This window comes from Alishewanella sp. SMS8 (assembly GCF_030737935.1).
GTDB classification, from domain to species: domain Bacteria; phylum Pseudomonadota; class Gammaproteobacteria; order Enterobacterales; family Alteromonadaceae; genus Alishewanella; species Alishewanella maricola.
This window is the reverse complement of sequence record NZ_JAPJEA010000001.1, coordinates 1134402-1149055: the sequence shown is the minus strand read 5'-3', so window position 1 is coordinate 1149055 and position 14654 is coordinate 1134402. Positions and strand designations below refer to the sequence as shown.

Genomic DNA, 14654 nt, shown 5'->3' with positions numbered 1-14654 from the left:
GAGATTTGTCCTTCTTATCGTTACAACCAACCTTGTACGCATAAAAGCCAGCTCAAGTAACCATCAGCCAAAATCTCTGACGTTGATTTCATTTATACGCCAAATATCCATGTAAAAATAAACAATGAATTCCATGTAGAATGTATAAGAATACAAACTAGCAAACTATTAGTCCTTAACCGGACTGAATAAAGAACTAATGACAAGAGAAAAATCAAGTAAAATGAATCTGTCGCATGGAGCAGCGCAAATAAAGTTGAAAAAAACACCAATCCAAAAATCTGAAACTTTGAGTTTTCAATGTAGTTCCTAAAAAGAACTTCCCTAAACAGAACTTCTTCTACCATTGGTGATATAAGAATCGAGCTAAGCATAAAAATAGCTAGGTGTGCATTGATTTCAATTCCATCCCCATGGTCGAGCAGAGATCTTTCAGATGCAATAATGTGGTAAGCAAAAACAAAAATAAGGCAAATAGTTAGTTCTAAAGCTTGCTTTGTAGGAATTATGCGTATTGATTTTTTTAGCTCCCTTCTAAAGTTTCTAAAGAAGCAGAGTGAAATAATGATAATAGTCATCAGTGTAGCATGTGGTATTGGTTTTTCTCTTTCACTAATGCCAAACATAACTGAAGCTATAAAGTACAATAAAATTGTTACTGCGAGTGCTCCAAAAATTGTACTGTAATTGTATATTTTTGACATTAACACGATTAATTCCTTAAAGAGGGGAGAATTGTCTCCCCCGATTTTATACTTTGTGACTTAAAGACGTTTACGAGGACCGCCATTCTCGTTTACCTTTTGAGCTTTCTCGTTGGCATATTCAACAAAGGAATCCCAGGCTACAGGACCATTGGTAGAAACAAAATCCACCATATCATTAAATAATGCAGCAAGGCCTGCAGTTTCTGCGAGACATGATAATGCACCTAACTTAGATTTACATTTATTGGTAGGTCCACCATTTGTGCCAATGCTGCTGTCAATCATATAAAAGTCAGTAAGTTGATGAAAAAGATCTTCTGGCCCAGTAAGACCTTGAAATCCACCACTAACTTCTTCAACTTGCTCAAATGTAAGTTCTTGCATAATATTTCTCCTAGAGACGATTACAGTTAAGGTTAAAGACGCCCTTTCAGGCTGAAAATCGGCTCTAGCAACCAGCTTAATAAGCTGCGTTGCTCAAGCACGATATCTGCGCTTAGCAGCATGCCCGATTGCAGCGGGACGCTGCTGCCGTAAGCGCGGATCTCTTGCGAGTCCAGTGCTACCGCAACACGGTATACGGGCTCTTGAATAGCAATCGGCATTTCCACTTCATTCGGTAACAAAATCGCCTCGCCGGTCGTTAATACTTCGCCTTCATATAAACCAAAACGCTGATACGGAAAGGCGTCAAAGCGTAAGCGAGTGCGTTGGCCTGGACTAACAAATCCAAAAGCACGGGTGGGCACTAACAAGATGGCTTGCAGTTGTGCTTGCTCGGGTAAAATGGTTAATAAAGGTAAATGGCTATGGGTATATTTACCCAACTCAGCCACTAAATTGGTGACGCGTCCGCTAACAGGCGCGGTGATCAGCAATTGATTGCGGGCTTGTAGCTCTAATTGTTGCTGCTGCAGCCGCGAATATTCGCTATCTAATAAGGCAAGTTGTTGCTGTTGCTCTGACGGTAAGCGTTGTAGCTGACCCTCAAGTTGTGATAGTGCGGCGAGCTGACTTTGCCGCGTTAATTGCTGTTCAGTGACTTGTTGTTTTAATAACAGCAGGTTTTCTTGTTGTACTTGCCAATCCAGCTCGCTAATGGCGCCTTTTGCTTGCAAGCTGCTCAGTTTATCTAAGCGTTGTTGTTGCAGTTGCAGCCGATTGGCAACCAGGGCGGTTTGCTGCTGTTGTTCAGCCAGTAATGCCTGCTGATAAGCCAAGCGGCTTTGCAGTTCTTGTTGCTGTTGTTGATAATGCAATACTAGCTGTTCGCGCCGCGCGGTGAGTAATTGTTGTTGCTGTTGCAAGCTCAGGCTTAAGCTACCGACTAAGCTACTGCCTTCGGCTAAATAGTCCGGAACATTAACTAACAATAGCGGTTGCCCTTGGCTGACCATAGCGCCATCTGCAACATAAAGCTCACTGATCACACCCGCCCGAGCAGTATGTACTTTGGCAATGCCGATATCTGGCTGCAAATAGCCATTGACGGTAGCTTTACGATTAAAGTCAGCCTGAGCTAAAAAAATGACAATACCGCTAACCAGCAGTAATAAACTGACTGTCAGCACAGTGCTACTCAGCGGTTGGGCGATCACGACCTCACCCTCTAAGCGCTGCGCTTGTTGTTTCATTGCGGCTTGTCTAAATAAAGGCTGCTGGCTCATTTGTCATTTTAATGTTAATTAAAAGTGACTTTTAAGATAGGTTATGGATTGAAAGTCGTAAAGCAAATCAACAGAATAATTTTTTATAAAAACATTATTGTTAATGCCACGTAATTATAAAAAGGATGCTATTTAAGTTTTAAACGAAGAGGGCTGGCGCTATTTTAATAGACGCTGAAATAAACGTTTTAATGCGACGGGTTTTAACGGTTTAAGTAGGAAATAGAAACCGCTACTTAATGCTTGTTCTCGGATTAATTGATCATGATCAGCAGAGTGAATGATCACTGGAACGCTGAGGGCAAAGTGACTGGTTAATTGACTCGCAACGTCGATACCGGTTGCACCATTATCGAGGTGGTAGTCAAATAAACAGAGATCGGGTTGAAAGCCTTGTTGTAATGCTGCCAGAACATCGCTTGGTTGTTGTAAAGCCAGCACTTCGCATTGCCAGCTTTGCAGTAACGCAGCGACGGCATGCAGCAGTTGTGGTTCGTTATCAAGTAGCAGTACTTTTTTCTTGGCAAAGCTCGCACTGATATCACTATTCGTGATCTTTGTTTCAAGTGGTGCTGGCACCAGATGAGCGCGAGGTAATAGCAGGCTAAAACAACTGCCACGGCCTTCAACGGATTGCACCGTTAGCGGGTGATTGAGGATGGCGCTGATCCGATGTGAAATCGCTAAGCCTAAACCTAAGCCTTTTTGATCAGGTTGGCTACCTTGTTGAAACTCTTCAAAAATACGTTGCTGATCGGCCAGCGCAATACCAACACCGGTATCCAATACACAAATCTGTAGTTGCTCGCTGCGGCGTTTCACACCTAAAACAATTTTTCCTGCTGGGGTATAACGGATGGCATTCGCCAGTAAATTCTGTAGGACACGTTTTAACAGTTTGCGATCAGTATTCACTACCAATTTTGTGCTATGCAGCTTAAAGTGTAAGCCCTTTTTCTCGGCTAAAATGGTGGCGTCGCGAGCGATGTCTTCTAACAGTAATTGCACACTCACCGGTTGATGACGCGCTTTAATCACCCCTGAATCGAGTTTGGTTAAATCGAGGATGGCCGTCAGTAATTCTTCGGCGGAATTGAGGGAGTGGCTCAAGTTTTCACTTAATTGTTTTAATTCGGGTTCCGTCACTTTTTGACGTAACAAACTCGCAAACAAGGCTGCGGCATTAAAAGGTTGCATTAAATCGTGACCGGCTGCGGCAAAGAAACGGGTCTTGGCTTGGGTACTTATTTCGAGCTGCTGCTGAGTGTGTTGAAGTTGGGCGTTTAACTGTTGTAAGGCGCTGGTGCGCTCGGCTACGCGTTGCTCAAGTAGCTGATTACTTTGCTCTAATTGTTGCTGCACGGCAATAAAAGAACTGATGTCGGTATAGGTGGTGACAAAACCGCCGCCCGGTAAGGGGTTACCTTGTATCTCTAACACGCGACCATCTTGTTGTTCGCGCTGCACCCGATATTGGCTACCTTGGCGTAAAAAGCCAATACGTTTAGCCACTTCGGTTTCAATATCAGCGCTATCAATTAAACCGCGTTGCATATTAAAACGGATCAATTCAGCAACTGGGCGACCTACTTCGACCATCGCCGGTGGGTAATTAAACATCTCGATATAGCGCTGATTCCAGGCAATTACCCGCTGATCGGCATCGACTACGGCGATGCCTTGGCTGATATTGTCGATAGTGGAGAGCAATAAATTCTGATTAAAGCGAAAAACTTGGCTGGCTTCGTCGACAAAGCGTTCAACGGTTTCCATCGGCAAACGGCCATGTCGACCACTGGCATCCATAATTAAACGCATCGAAGCACCGCCTAATACAGCCGCCAGGCTGCGCTCAGTGGCTTGAATCACATTAATCGGCGCTAAGCGCTGTAATTCGGGTTGGTTGTCTTTGGTGTTGCGTTGTAACAGGCGCTGGGCTTCGCGTTCTCCTGCGAAACGGCGAACTAATAAGTAACACTCTTGAATGGTCAGTTGCTGTAATGGTCTGGCTGGGGCTTCACGGCTACTGCGCAAAAAGCGGCCGCTTTGTAGCCATTCACTAATACCGGTATTGGTTAATTGGCTCACCAGGAGGGTCATTACACAGTTAACGCTTAAACTGAGTAATACCCCCAGCGTAATACTATCGCCTTGCCAGCCAAATAAATGTTGTGGGGCTAACCAATTTACACCAAAAGGCCCGGCTAAAGGTATTTGGCTGCTGATAATGCCGGCCCGTACGAGTTCAGGGAACAGCAACACATAAGCCCAAATTAAGGCGCCACTGCCCAAACCTGTTATAGCACCGCGCCGATTTATTTGACGTGAAAACAGCCCCATAATGAGCGACGGTGCTAACTGTGCTACTAAAGCGAATGCCATTAAGCCGAGCTGCGCTAACCCCGTACCAGTGCCAATAAATCGGTAGTAAATAAAACCGAGCGTGAGTACCACGATCATGGCTAAACGTCGTACAGTCGCCACTTTAATCAGTTTTTGTTGATCATTAGCTAGGTTGTTTCGACGAAACAATAACGGCACGAGCAATTCGTTGGTGATCAAAATCCCCAGTACAACGGTGGCGATGACCACCATACTGGTGGCGGCCGAGAAACCGCCAATATATGCTAGCAAGGCAATATCGGTGCGATTAGCCGCGAGCGGCAGTTGTAGAATCACTAAGTCGAGATTGGCGTTTTCACCCAGTAACATAATACCGGCTAAACCTAAGGGGAGGCTAAAGGCGCCCATCAATAATAAGTACAGCGGAAAAACCCAGCGCGCGTTACGCAAATGGCTTAATTTTTGGTTTTCGACAAAGCTGACATGGAATAACCAAGGCAAACAAAGGGTAGCTGCAAAACCCAGTAATACATGGATCCAATAGGTGTAAGTAGGTAAGCGCTGGCGTTGTATTTCTTGCACGGCGTTACTTTCGGCGGCTAATTCAAAGATGTTACCTACACCATCAAACATGCCCCACGCCACAAATACCGCAATAGCTAACAATGCAAACAATTTTACTAGGGATTCAAAGGCAATGGCCGTCATTAAACCGGGGTTAGGTTGGTGGGCGCGTGCGCTTTTACCGGCAAACAGCAGCGCAAACACTGCCATCCATAAACACACATAAAGCCCGGTATCGGTATACCAATGCTCTCCGGTTTCCACTTTCACGAGGGTGTTAATACTGGTCGCAACGGCATGCAGTTGCAGCGTGATATAGGGGATCACCGTCATCAATAAAATTAACGTGATCATCACCGCTAACAGCCGCGAATGGCCAAAGCGTGTGGCAATAAAGTCTGCAATAGAGGTGATGCGATAGCGCCGGCACGCTACAGCAACACGGGCGAGTAATTTAAAACCAAACCAAAATAAGATAAAAGAGCCAATATAGGTGGGCGGTAACCACCAGCCGTTAACAACGGCCTGTGCGGTGACGCCATAAAAGGCCCACGACGTACAATATATGGATAAGGCTAAACTAAACACCCAGGGCGCAAGCGGATGCTGTGCGGTAATGCGCTTGCCGAACAGGCCAACGCAATATAGCACCAACAAATACAGCAGTGATATGGCGGCAAGGGTGGCTAAACCGATACCGCTACCATTTTGAATCATTGCAGAGGCAGAGCTCGTCAATACATAATACTCTGATTGTGCCTGAGTTTTACTGGTTCAGCTAGCGTGCTGTCCAGCCACCATCCAATACTAGGGTTTGCGCCGTAATGTGTTTGGCGGCCGGTTGGCACAAAAATAAGGCGGTTTCAGCAATTTCACTGACATCAATAAAAGCCTTTTGTGGCATCGGCGCTAGCATAATTTGTTCAATGACCTGCTGCTCGGTTAAGTTATGCTCTTTAGCTTGGGCACTAATTTGTTTTTCTACCAATGGCGTTTTGACATAAGCCGGGCAAATGGTGTTGATGGTAAAGTTCTTATCTGCGTTCTCCAGTGCGATCACTTTACTAAAGCCCAGTAAACCATGTTTGGCTGCTACATAGGCCGATTTAAACGGCGATGCCACTAACGCATGAATAGAACCCACATTAATCACCCGACCAAAGTTTTGTTGCTGCATATGCGGCAACATGGCCCGCGTTAACATCGCGGGGCCGGTTAGCATCACATCCAATAATAATGCCCATTTCTCTGGTGGAAAGTCTTCTAAGCGAGCAACATGCTGAATACCAGCGTTATTAATTAAAATATCTGCTGGAAATTGTGCGGCACATGCGGCAATTTGCTCGGCATTGGTTACATCTAATACAAAGGCGTCGGCGATATATCCGGCAGCGGTGAGCTCTGCCGTTTTGCTCTTCAGTAATTCAGCATTTAAATCGGCCAACACCACAGCATGACCTGCTTTAGCAAAGGCTTCGGCAACGGCAAAACCAATGCCGCCGGTGGCTCCAGTAACGACTACGCGCATAATAACTCTCCTATAAATAATACTTAGCATGCTAAGAAAGCCGGCGTATTACTACAACGGTACTTTAGTGCTATGTGTGCCATGCGTGTGGCTAACCAATACAGTTTAGGGCATTAAAATGCTTTTTATTGGGCTTAACCAAAGCGACAATCTGCAGCGAAATGACCACAATAAAGGTTCGCCAGAGAGCGGCTTTTAACGATGAAAGTAAAGCGGTAAAAGGTTTGCAGCTTTGCGCTACTGATTTCCTGTGATAGATTTAGCGCTTTTACAATTCACCAGAACGGTACTTGAGCAGCCAGCAAGGCAAACCAACCTTGGCGCTTAATAAAATAAAAACCGTCTGGTTTGCAATAACGCTGTCTTATTGCGCCACCTTTGACCAAGAGGATCCGATTGATGACGAATTCCAGCAAAACGCCAAACGGCGTTGCGGAAAAACGTGGCTGGTTTACCCGATTTCTCGATACTGTAGAATTTTTAGGTAATCTGCTCCCACACCCTGTAACTTTATTCGCTTGTTTTGCTATTGCCGTGGTTTTTGGCAGTGGTATCGCCGCTTACTTTGATTTTAGTGCGATTGATCCAAGACCTGAGGGTACCTCTGGCCGCGCAGCCGACGGCACCATTCAGGTGGTAAGCCTGATGACGGTTGATGGCTTACAGCGGATTATTTCAAATTTAGTCACTAACTTTACCAGTTTCGCGCCTTTAGGCGTGGTGTTAGTGGCCTTGCTGGGTGTCAGTGTGGCGGAGCACTCCGGCTTAATTTCTGCGGCGATGCGTGGCTTAGTGATGAATGCATCAAAACGCATGGTCACGGTCACGGTTGTGTTTGCCGGTATCATTTCTAATACCGCCTCAGAGCTGGGTTATGTGGTGCTCATTCCGATGGCTGCCTTAATTTTTTACTCGTTAGGCCGTCATCCATTAGCCGGTTTAGCCGCCGCTTTTGCTGGTGTTTCAGGCGGTTACAGTGCCAACTTATTTATTGGTACGGTCGACCCCTTACTGGCAGGCTTTACCACTTCAGCGGCGAATTTAATTGATCCAAACTATGTCGTTGGCCCCGAAGCTAACTGGTACTTTATGATTGTCAGTACCTTTGTTATTGCTGCGCTCGGTGCTTTAGTTACAGAAAAAATCGTTGAGCCAAAACTGGGCAAATACAACCCGAATGAAGCCTCGGTTGATTTGGGTGAGCAAAAACTCGATGCACTGACGCCTCAAGAAAAACGCGGTTTAAAAGCGGCGGGTTTAACGTTTTTATTCTTAGGCATTTTGCTGGCGCTCAGTATCGTGCCAGAAAATGGTGTGTTACGGCATCCCGAAACCGGCTTGGTAGATAACTCCCCGTTTCTTAAAGGCATCGTTGTTTTTATCTTTATTACTTTTGGTATTCCGGGTTACGTTTATGGTCGCATTGTTGGCACCATGAAAAGCGATCGTGATGTGATTGATGCCATGGCTAAAAGCATGAGCTCGATGGGTCTTTACATTGTGCTGGTGTTTTTTGCGGCGCAGTTTGTCGCGTTTTTTGGCTGGTCAAATTTAGGGGCGATATTTGCGGTAAAAGGCGCCACCTTGTTACAAAATATTGGTTTAACCGGGCCAGAACTCTTCGTGTTTTTTATCGCGATGTGTGCTTTTGTCAATTTGTCTTTGGGCTCTGCCTCTGCACAGTGGGCGATTTTCGCACCCATTTTTGTGCCGATGCTGATGATTGTCGGTTACTCACCAGAGGTGATTCAGGCGGCTTACCGTATTGGTGATTCAGTCACTAACCTTATTACGCCAATGATGAGCTATTTTGGGCTTATTTTGGCGGTGGCCTCTCGTTATAAAAAGAACATGGGGATCGGTACGCTGATTGCCACCATGCTGCCTTACACCATGGTATTTTTTGTGGGTTGGGTCCTTTTATTTTATACATGGGTGTTCTTATTAGGGATGCCTGTGGGGCCAAATGCCCCGACCTATTACGAATTCACACAGTAATTGGTGATCAGGCTTACCGCTGCTTGAAAGCTGTGATATAACATGGCTCAGGCAGCGAAGCAGCAGTCTGTATAACGTCTGGCTTGTTCCGCCTTACTGCGGGCCGACCGTTCCATAGCCAGGTTAATGAGTGAGATGCTGCAGCGAACCAACACAACATACTTAATTTAAAATTTAGAGAGCAGAGTAGTATATGGCAGAAAATAAAGTAGTGGCGTTACACAAAGAAGGTCACGCCAAAACCAAGATCAATACGCAAAATCTTTTTCAACACATTGCTAATGAGCATATGTTACCGGTTGTAGTGCATGAGTTTGTGGTTGCGGGTGCTGAATTCCCTATCGTTTTTGTTAAAGATCAATCGGGTGAAAATTTCCAACCAGTGGTGTTATTAGGTTTATCAGCGCAGCAAAACCTGGTGATCAAAGATGGCAAGTGGGACGGTATGTACGTTCCTCGTGTTGCTCGTAATTACCCTCTAGTACTAGTACAAGATCAGCCAGGTAGTGATCGTTTAATCGTGGCTATCGACGAATCGTCTGCGCGTGTGAACGACACTGAAGGTTTTGCCTTATTTAATGAAGATGGCACTGAAAGCGACTACTTAGTTGCTCGTAAACAGCAAATGGCAGATTTTGTTGATTTTAGCCAAATTACTCATAACTTCACGCTAAAAATGCAAGAATTAGGCTTAATTAAAGAGCAAGTGCTTACTGTTACCATCAATGAAGAAAAGCGTAATATCAACGGTATTAACATGATTGATGACAAAGCGTTGAATGAATTAAGCGATGAAACCTTCCTTGAATTACGTAAGTTAGGTTACTTAACTGCAATTTATGCTCACCTGATGTCACTTCAGCATACGCAAAAATTAGTGCAAAAGTTAGCCGCACGTGATGCTGCCGCCGCTGCTGCAAAAACACAATAAGGCCAAAACTAAGCGGTTACTGATGCAGTAACCGCCAGTGCAATAAGAAAAGGGCGCAGTTTTACTGAGCCCTTTTTTTTAAGTGGTATTTAAGTTATTTAGCCAGCGCTCTGAGCTATTGCAGCTACTTGGGCTAAACGTGCTTGCAGCGCAATTCTGACATGCTCGGGGACAAAGCTCGAAACATCACCACCATGACGACAGACTTCTTTGACCAAGGTGGATGAGATAAAGGTATTTTTTTCAGAGGGTGTCATAAAGATGCTGTCTAATTCCGGGTTTAACGAACGATTCATACTGGCTAACTGAAACTCGTATTCAAAATCAGCGACCGCACGCACACCGCGGATCAATACTTGCGCTTGTTGTTCTTGGCCAAACTTAGCGAGCAAGCCGGAAAAGCCAATGACACTGACATTAGAGCAATCTTTAAATGCCGCTCTAGCCAGTTCTACGCGCTCTTCTAAGGTGAATAACGGTTGTTTACTTGGGTTAGACGCCACTGCAACGACGACGCTATCAAAGAGGCGGGCAGCACGCAAAACCAAATCAGCATGGCCATTGGTCAGAGGGTCAAAAGTGCCAGGATAAATAGCGCGGATTTTCATCTATGGGTGGTCCTCGGCCAGCGTACGCAAAAGCGTGGCTGGTAATTACATTCAGTTTGGCGTTACTATAACAAAATAACTGCTGATTAACAGAAGCTCGCACGACGTAATGGAAAAGAAGTTAAGAACCAAAGACCGCATTTTACAGGCCAGTATTGCCTTATTTAACGAAGTAGGTGAACGTCAAGTTACCACTAACCATATCGCTGCACACTTGGGCATAAGCCCGGGTAATTTGTATTATCACTTTAGAAATAAAGAAGATATTGTGCGGCAGATCTTTCGCGAATATGCCAAATTACTCGATACACGGATCAAACCTCCTGCGCAGCCTGAACAGGCACTGGATTTACTGACCGACTATCTTGATGCGGTGTTTGAGTTAATGTGGCGTTTCCAGTTTTTTTATGCCAATTTGCCGGATATTTTGGCGCGCGATCCCGCGTTACAGCAAGATTATTTGCACGTACAACAAAACGTGTTAGCACGGGTCATGGCGGTGATTAAGGGCTTAAATGACGCTAAGGTGATTGCTATCGAGCCCAATGATATCCGCGACGTAGCGCATAATATCAAGTTGCTGGTGAGTTTTTGGATCAGCTATTTAAAAACCCAAGCACCGTTAGCGGCAGTCAATAAGGCTAATTTATATCGCGGCGTACTAAAAGTTCTCTTGTTGTTTAAGCCTTATGCCACGGCAGAAGCATTACCCGATTTTCGGAAGCTACAGCAGCATTATACCGATTTAGCCGGTAGCGATGAATTTGCTGCCGATTTGTAGGCTTTTCTTTACAGCTTGGCGGCGCTGCCGTCGAGCTGCTTCACGTTGAACGCTGCAGTCACCGCACTAAATCTTTACAATAGCAAGTTCAACAGCTTAATTCCTGCCCAATATTGCCAGAGGAGGCTTTATGCGCAATGGCGCTTTTCTGCACCATCTAGAACAACAACTCGAAGAGGTGAAAGCAGAAGGTCTGTACAAAGCAGAACGTATCATCACATCGCAACAGCAAGCCGATGTGACGGTTGGCTCACAACAGGTACTCAATTTCTGTGCGAATAACTATTTAGGGTTGGCCAATCATCCTGATCTGATTGCTGCCGCCGCGGCCGGTTTGCAAAGCCATGGTTTTGGTGTGGCATCGGTGCGCTTTATCTGTGGTACGCAAGATATTCATAAAACCTTGGAAGCCAAAGTGAGCGAGTTTCTTGGTACCGAAGATACCATTTTGTATTCTTCTTGCTTTGATGCTAACGCAGGTTTATTTGAAACGATTTTAGGTGCTGAAGATGCGATCATTTCTGACGCACTTAATCATGCTTCTATTATTGATGGCGTGAGGTTGTGTAAAGCGAAACGCTATCGTTATGCCAATAACAATATGGCCGAATTAGAAGCGCAATTAAAACAAGCCGACGCCGACGGTGCGCGCTTTAAACTCATTGCCACTGATGGTGTCTTTTCGATGGATGGCGTCATTGCCGATCTGAAATCAGTGTGTGATCTGGCCGATAAATATAATGCCATGGTCATGGTAGATGACAGTCATGCGGTCGGTTTTGTTGGTAAAAACGGTCGCGGTACTCACGAATATTGTGAAGTAATGGATCGTGTCGACATTATTACCGGCACTTTAGGTAAGGCCTTAGGCGGCGCCTCAGGTGGCTATACCTCGGGTAAAAAAGCCATTATTGATTGGTTACGGCAACGTTCAAGGCCTTATTTGTTCTCGAACTCTTTAGCGCCCTCTATTGTTACCGCGTCAATTAAAGTATTAGACATGCTGGCGCAAGGCGATGAATTACGCGCGCAGCTATGGCAAAACGCTAATTATTTCCGTGAGCAAATGACGGCGGCAGGTTTTACGCTGGCCGGTAAAGATCATGCCATTATTCCGGTGATGTTAGGGGATGCCAAGGTCGCGGCAGAAATGGCAAAACGCATGTTGGCAGAAGGGATCTATGTGGTGGGTTTCTCCTTTCCCGTGGTGCCAAAAGGCCAAGCGCGGATCCGCACACAAATTTCAGCAGCACACACAAAAGCGCAATTAGATAAAGCCATTTCGGCCTTTATCCGAATTGGTAAAGACATGGGCGTGATCGCATAAGGCGGGGCGTAGTAATGAAAGCATTAGCAAAATTAAAAGCAGAACCGGGTATCTGGCAAACGGACGTTGAAAAACCCGAAGTGGGCCCGAACGATGTGTTAATTCGCATCAAAAAAACCGCCATTTGTGGCACCGATGTGCATATCTTCAAATGGGATGAATGGGCGCAAAATACCATTCCGCATGGTATGGTTGTTGGTCATGAGTATGTGGGTGTGATTGAAGGCATGGGCTCAGAAGTTCGTGGCTTTAGCATAGGCGATCGCGTATCGGGCGAAGGCCATATTACCTGCGGTTATTGCCGTAACTGTCGTGCTGGTCGCGTGCATTTATGCCGAAATACCATAGGCGTGGGCGTTAACCGGACCGGCTCTTTTGCCGAGTATTTAGTGATCCCAGCTTATAACGCCTTTAAACTCGCCGACAATATTCCAGACAACATCGCGGCAATCTTCGATCCATTTGGTAATGCGGTGCATACCGCATTGTCATTCGATTTAGTGGGTGAGGATGTGTTAATCACTGGCGCAGGCCCTATTGGTATTATGGCGGCTGCAGTAGCACGGCACGTCGGTGCACGCCATGTGGTGGTGACCGATGTAAACCCTTATCGCTTGGAACTGGCTAAAAAAATGGGCGCAACCCGTGCCGTTGATGTTAGCAAAGAAAACTTGAAAGACGTGATGCGCGAACTGGGCATGACCGAAGGTTTTGACGTTGGTTTAGAAATGTCAGGTGTGCCATCTGCATTTAGCAGCATGCTTGATACCATGAACCACGGCGGTAAAATTGCCATGCTGGGTATTCCACCCAGCTCAATGGCGATTGACTGGAATAAAGTTATTTTTAAAGGTTTAGTGATTAAAGGCGTTTATGGCCGTGAGATGTTTGAGACCTGGTACAAAATGGCCAGCTTAATTCAATCAGGCTTAGATTTAAGCCCGATCATCACTCATGAAATGCCGATGGAAAACTACCAAGAAGGCTTTGAGATTATGTGCTCAGGCCAATCGGGCAAAGTGATCTTAAACTGGTCTTAAGGCTTTTGCTGTGTACTAACAGACACAGCCAACTGCATTACACAGAGCGAGCTTCGGCTCGCTCTGTTATTTCTCGCTGCTGTTGCAATAGCGCTAAAATATCGGCGCTTCGAGTTAGCACACGTAATTGCTGAAACAACTCACTTGCTTGTGGATACTGCAGTTTTAAATAGCTAAACCACTGTTTTACGCGGTTGGCGTAATACTTACCTTTCTCGCCCGACATCTCAAATTCCGAATAGCGCATTAATAGCGCGAGTACCTCAGGCCAGGGTAATGGTGGCTGTTTTAGTCGAATATGTTGAGCTAAATTCGGCATCGCTAAGGCACCACGGCCGAGCATAATATCTTGGCATTGGCTTTGCTCTTGGCATAACAAAGCCTGTTCGGCATTCCAGATCTCACCATTGGCGACTAATGGGATAGCGACCTGTTGTTTAATTTTCGCGATCCAAGGCCAATAAGCGGGTGGGCGATAGCCATCTGATTTAGTGCGAGCATGAATGGCTAAACTGCTAGCACCCGCCTCGGCGATGGCGCAGGCATTAGCAATGGCTAAGCGGGTATCTTCATAACCTAATCGAATTTTAGCTGTCACCGGAAATTCAGCCGGTACCGCATTACGTACTGCTTTGACAATACGATACAGCTGCTCGGTATCACGCAACAGTACCGCACCGCCACGGCTTTTATTCACCGTTTTTGCAGGGCAACCAAAGTTTAAATCGACACCTGGCGAACCTAACTCGACGGCACGCACGGCGTTTTCGGCTAACCAGTCGGGTTCTTGGCCTAATAACTGTACGCGTACAGGTGTGCCGGCGAGGGTTTTACCGCCTTGTAATAACTCAGGGCAAAGCCGTGTAAAGACCCTGGCAGGCAGTTTTTGATCGACGACACGGACAAACTCGGTAACGCATAAATCATAACCACCAATGGCCGTGAGCATCTCGCGCATCAAGTGATCGACCACACCTTCCATCGGTGCCAAGATAATTCGCATATTAGGGGGATACTTTATCGTTGCTGCGTTGACGTCGGCAGCGCTCTGAGCAATAACGCACTTCGTCCCAGTGCTGTTGCCATTTTTTCCGCCAACTAAAACTGCGTTGGCAGACGGGGCAGATTTTTTCAGGTAAATGACATTTCTTGTGCGCCAT

General features: G+C 45.8%; 13 protein-coding genes. 5 read left to right on the top strand and 8 right to left on the bottom strand.

Going from position 1 to position 14654, the window contains the following annotated elements; all coding sequences use genetic code 11:
* Positions 1–92: 92 nt before the first annotated feature.
* From ORJ01_RS05275 to ORJ01_RS05255, 5 genes are all read right to left on the bottom strand, one after another.
* Positions 93–704 carry a CPBP family intramembrane glutamic endopeptidase gene (locus ORJ01_RS05275; protein WP_306177530.1) on the bottom strand — a complete coding sequence of 204 codons (612 nt, stop codon included), beginning with the start codon at positions 702–704 and terminating at the stop codon, positions 93–95.
* A 60-nt stretch (positions 705–764) separates the two neighbouring features.
* Positions 765–1091, bottom strand: a complete 327-nt coding sequence (locus ORJ01_RS05270; RefSeq protein WP_306177188.1) for a hypothetical protein — start codon at positions 1089–1091, stop codon at positions 765–767.
* Between the two features lie 32 nt (positions 1092–1123).
* Entirely contained in the window at positions 1124–2374 is a 1251-nt protein-coding gene (locus ORJ01_RS05265; RefSeq protein ID WP_306177187.1) for an HlyD family secretion protein, read from the bottom strand.
* Positions 2375–2533: 159 nt separating this feature from the next.
* The gene (locus tag ORJ01_RS05260) at positions 2534–5998 is read right to left on the bottom strand and encodes a PAS domain-containing hybrid sensor histidine kinase/response regulator (RefSeq protein WP_306177186.1); all 3465 of its coding nucleotides are present in this window, start codon (positions 5996–5998) and stop codon (positions 2534–2536) included.
* A gap of 61 nt (positions 5999–6059) precedes the next feature.
* Positions 6060–6809: a 3-hydroxybutyrate dehydrogenase gene (locus tag ORJ01_RS05255; protein WP_306177185.1), complete on the bottom strand. Its 750-nt coding sequence runs from the start codon at positions 6807–6809 to the stop codon at positions 6060–6062.
* A gap of 399 nt (positions 6810–7208) precedes the next feature.
* Here ORJ01_RS05255 and ORJ01_RS05250 point away from each other — a divergent pair, with 399 nt between their 5' ends.
* Positions 7209–8807 carry an AbgT family transporter gene (locus ORJ01_RS05250; RefSeq protein WP_306177184.1) on the top strand — a complete coding sequence of 533 codons (1599 nt, stop codon included), beginning with the start codon at positions 7209–7211 and terminating at the stop codon, positions 8805–8807.
* A gap of 193 nt (positions 8808–9000) precedes the next feature.
* A complete protein-coding gene (locus ORJ01_RS05245; protein ID WP_306177183.1) occupies positions 9001–9738 on the top strand; it encodes a SapC family protein in 738 nt (245 codons plus the stop codon).
* A gap of 98 nt (positions 9739–9836) precedes the next feature.
* Here ORJ01_RS05245 and coaD read toward each other — a convergent pair whose 3' ends face one another.
* Positions 9837–10346, bottom strand: coding sequence for a pantetheine-phosphate adenylyltransferase (gene coaD, locus ORJ01_RS05240; RefSeq protein ID WP_306177182.1), 510 nt, complete (start codon positions 10344–10346; stop codon positions 9837–9839).
* A 109-nt stretch (positions 10347–10455) separates the two neighbouring features.
* Here coaD and ORJ01_RS05235 point away from each other — a divergent pair, with 109 nt between their 5' ends.
* The 3 genes from ORJ01_RS05235 (at position 10456) to tdh (ending at position 13494) form a co-directional block, all read left to right on the top strand.
* Entirely contained in the window at positions 10456–11127 is a 672-nt protein-coding gene (locus ORJ01_RS05235) for a TetR/AcrR family transcriptional regulator (RefSeq protein WP_226749400.1), read from the top strand.
* Positions 11128–11257: 130 nt separating this feature from the next.
* Positions 11258–12454, top strand: a complete 1197-nt coding sequence (locus ORJ01_RS05230; protein ID WP_226749401.1) for a glycine C-acetyltransferase — start codon at positions 11258–11260, stop codon at positions 12452–12454.
* A gap of 14 nt (positions 12455–12468) precedes the next feature.
* Positions 12469–13494 carry an L-threonine 3-dehydrogenase gene (gene tdh / locus ORJ01_RS05225; protein ID WP_306177181.1) on the top strand — a complete coding sequence of 342 codons (1026 nt, stop codon included), beginning with the start codon at positions 12469–12471 and terminating at the stop codon, positions 13492–13494.
* A 37-nt stretch (positions 13495–13531) separates the two neighbouring features.
* Here tdh and dusC read toward each other — a convergent pair whose 3' ends face one another.
* Positions 13532–14497: a tRNA dihydrouridine(16) synthase DusC gene (dusC, locus tag ORJ01_RS05220; protein ID WP_306177180.1), complete on the bottom strand. Its 966-nt coding sequence runs from the start codon at positions 14495–14497 to the stop codon at positions 13532–13534.
* 1 nt (position 14498) lies between these two features.
* A complete protein-coding gene (locus ORJ01_RS05215) occupies positions 14499–14654 on the bottom strand; it encodes a DUF2256 domain-containing protein (protein ID WP_229584892.1) in 156 nt (51 codons plus the stop codon).

Excerpts from the sequence above, each read along its gene's own strand:
- ORJ01_RS05275 (WP_306177530.1), bottom strand. The coding sequence starts at position 704 with ATGTCAAAAATATACAATTACAGTACAATTTTTGGAGCACTCGCAGTA.
- ORJ01_RS05270 (WP_306177188.1), bottom strand. The coding sequence starts at position 1,091 with ATGCAAGAACTTACATTTGAGCAAGTTGAAGAAGTTAGTGGTGGATTT.
- ORJ01_RS05265 (WP_306177187.1), bottom strand. The coding sequence starts at position 2,374 with ATGAGCCAGCAGCCTTTATTTAGACAAGCCGCAATGAAACAACAAGCG.
- ORJ01_RS05260 (WP_306177186.1), bottom strand. The coding sequence starts at position 5,998 with ATGATTCAAAATGGTAGCGGTATCGGTTTAGCCACCCTTGCCGCCATA.
- ORJ01_RS05255 (WP_306177185.1), bottom strand. The coding sequence starts at position 6,809 with ATGCGCGTAGTCGTTACTGGAGCCACCGGCGGCATTGGTTTTGCCGTT.
- ORJ01_RS05250 (WP_306177184.1), top strand. The coding sequence starts at position 7,209 with ATGACGAATTCCAGCAAAACGCCAAACGGCGTTGCGGAAAAACGTGGC.
- ORJ01_RS05245 (WP_306177183.1), top strand. The coding sequence starts at position 9,001 with ATGGCAGAAAATAAAGTAGTGGCGTTACACAAAGAAGGTCACGCCAAA.
- coaD (WP_306177182.1), bottom strand. The coding sequence starts at position 10,346 with ATGAAAATCCGCGCTATTTATCCTGGCACTTTTGACCCTCTGACCAAT.
- ORJ01_RS05235 (WP_226749400.1), top strand. The coding sequence starts at position 10,456 with ATGGAAAAGAAGTTAAGAACCAAAGACCGCATTTTACAGGCCAGTATT.
- ORJ01_RS05230 (WP_226749401.1), top strand. The coding sequence starts at position 11,258 with ATGCGCAATGGCGCTTTTCTGCACCATCTAGAACAACAACTCGAAGAG.
- tdh (WP_306177181.1), top strand. The coding sequence starts at position 12,469 with ATGAAAGCATTAGCAAAATTAAAAGCAGAACCGGGTATCTGGCAAACG.
- dusC (WP_306177180.1), bottom strand. The coding sequence starts at position 14,497 with ATGCGAATTATCTTGGCACCGATGGAAGGTGTGGTCGATCACTTGATG.
- ORJ01_RS05215 (WP_229584892.1), bottom strand. The coding sequence starts at position 14,654 with ATGGCGCACAAGAAATGTCATTTACCTGAAAAAATCTGCCCCGTCTGC.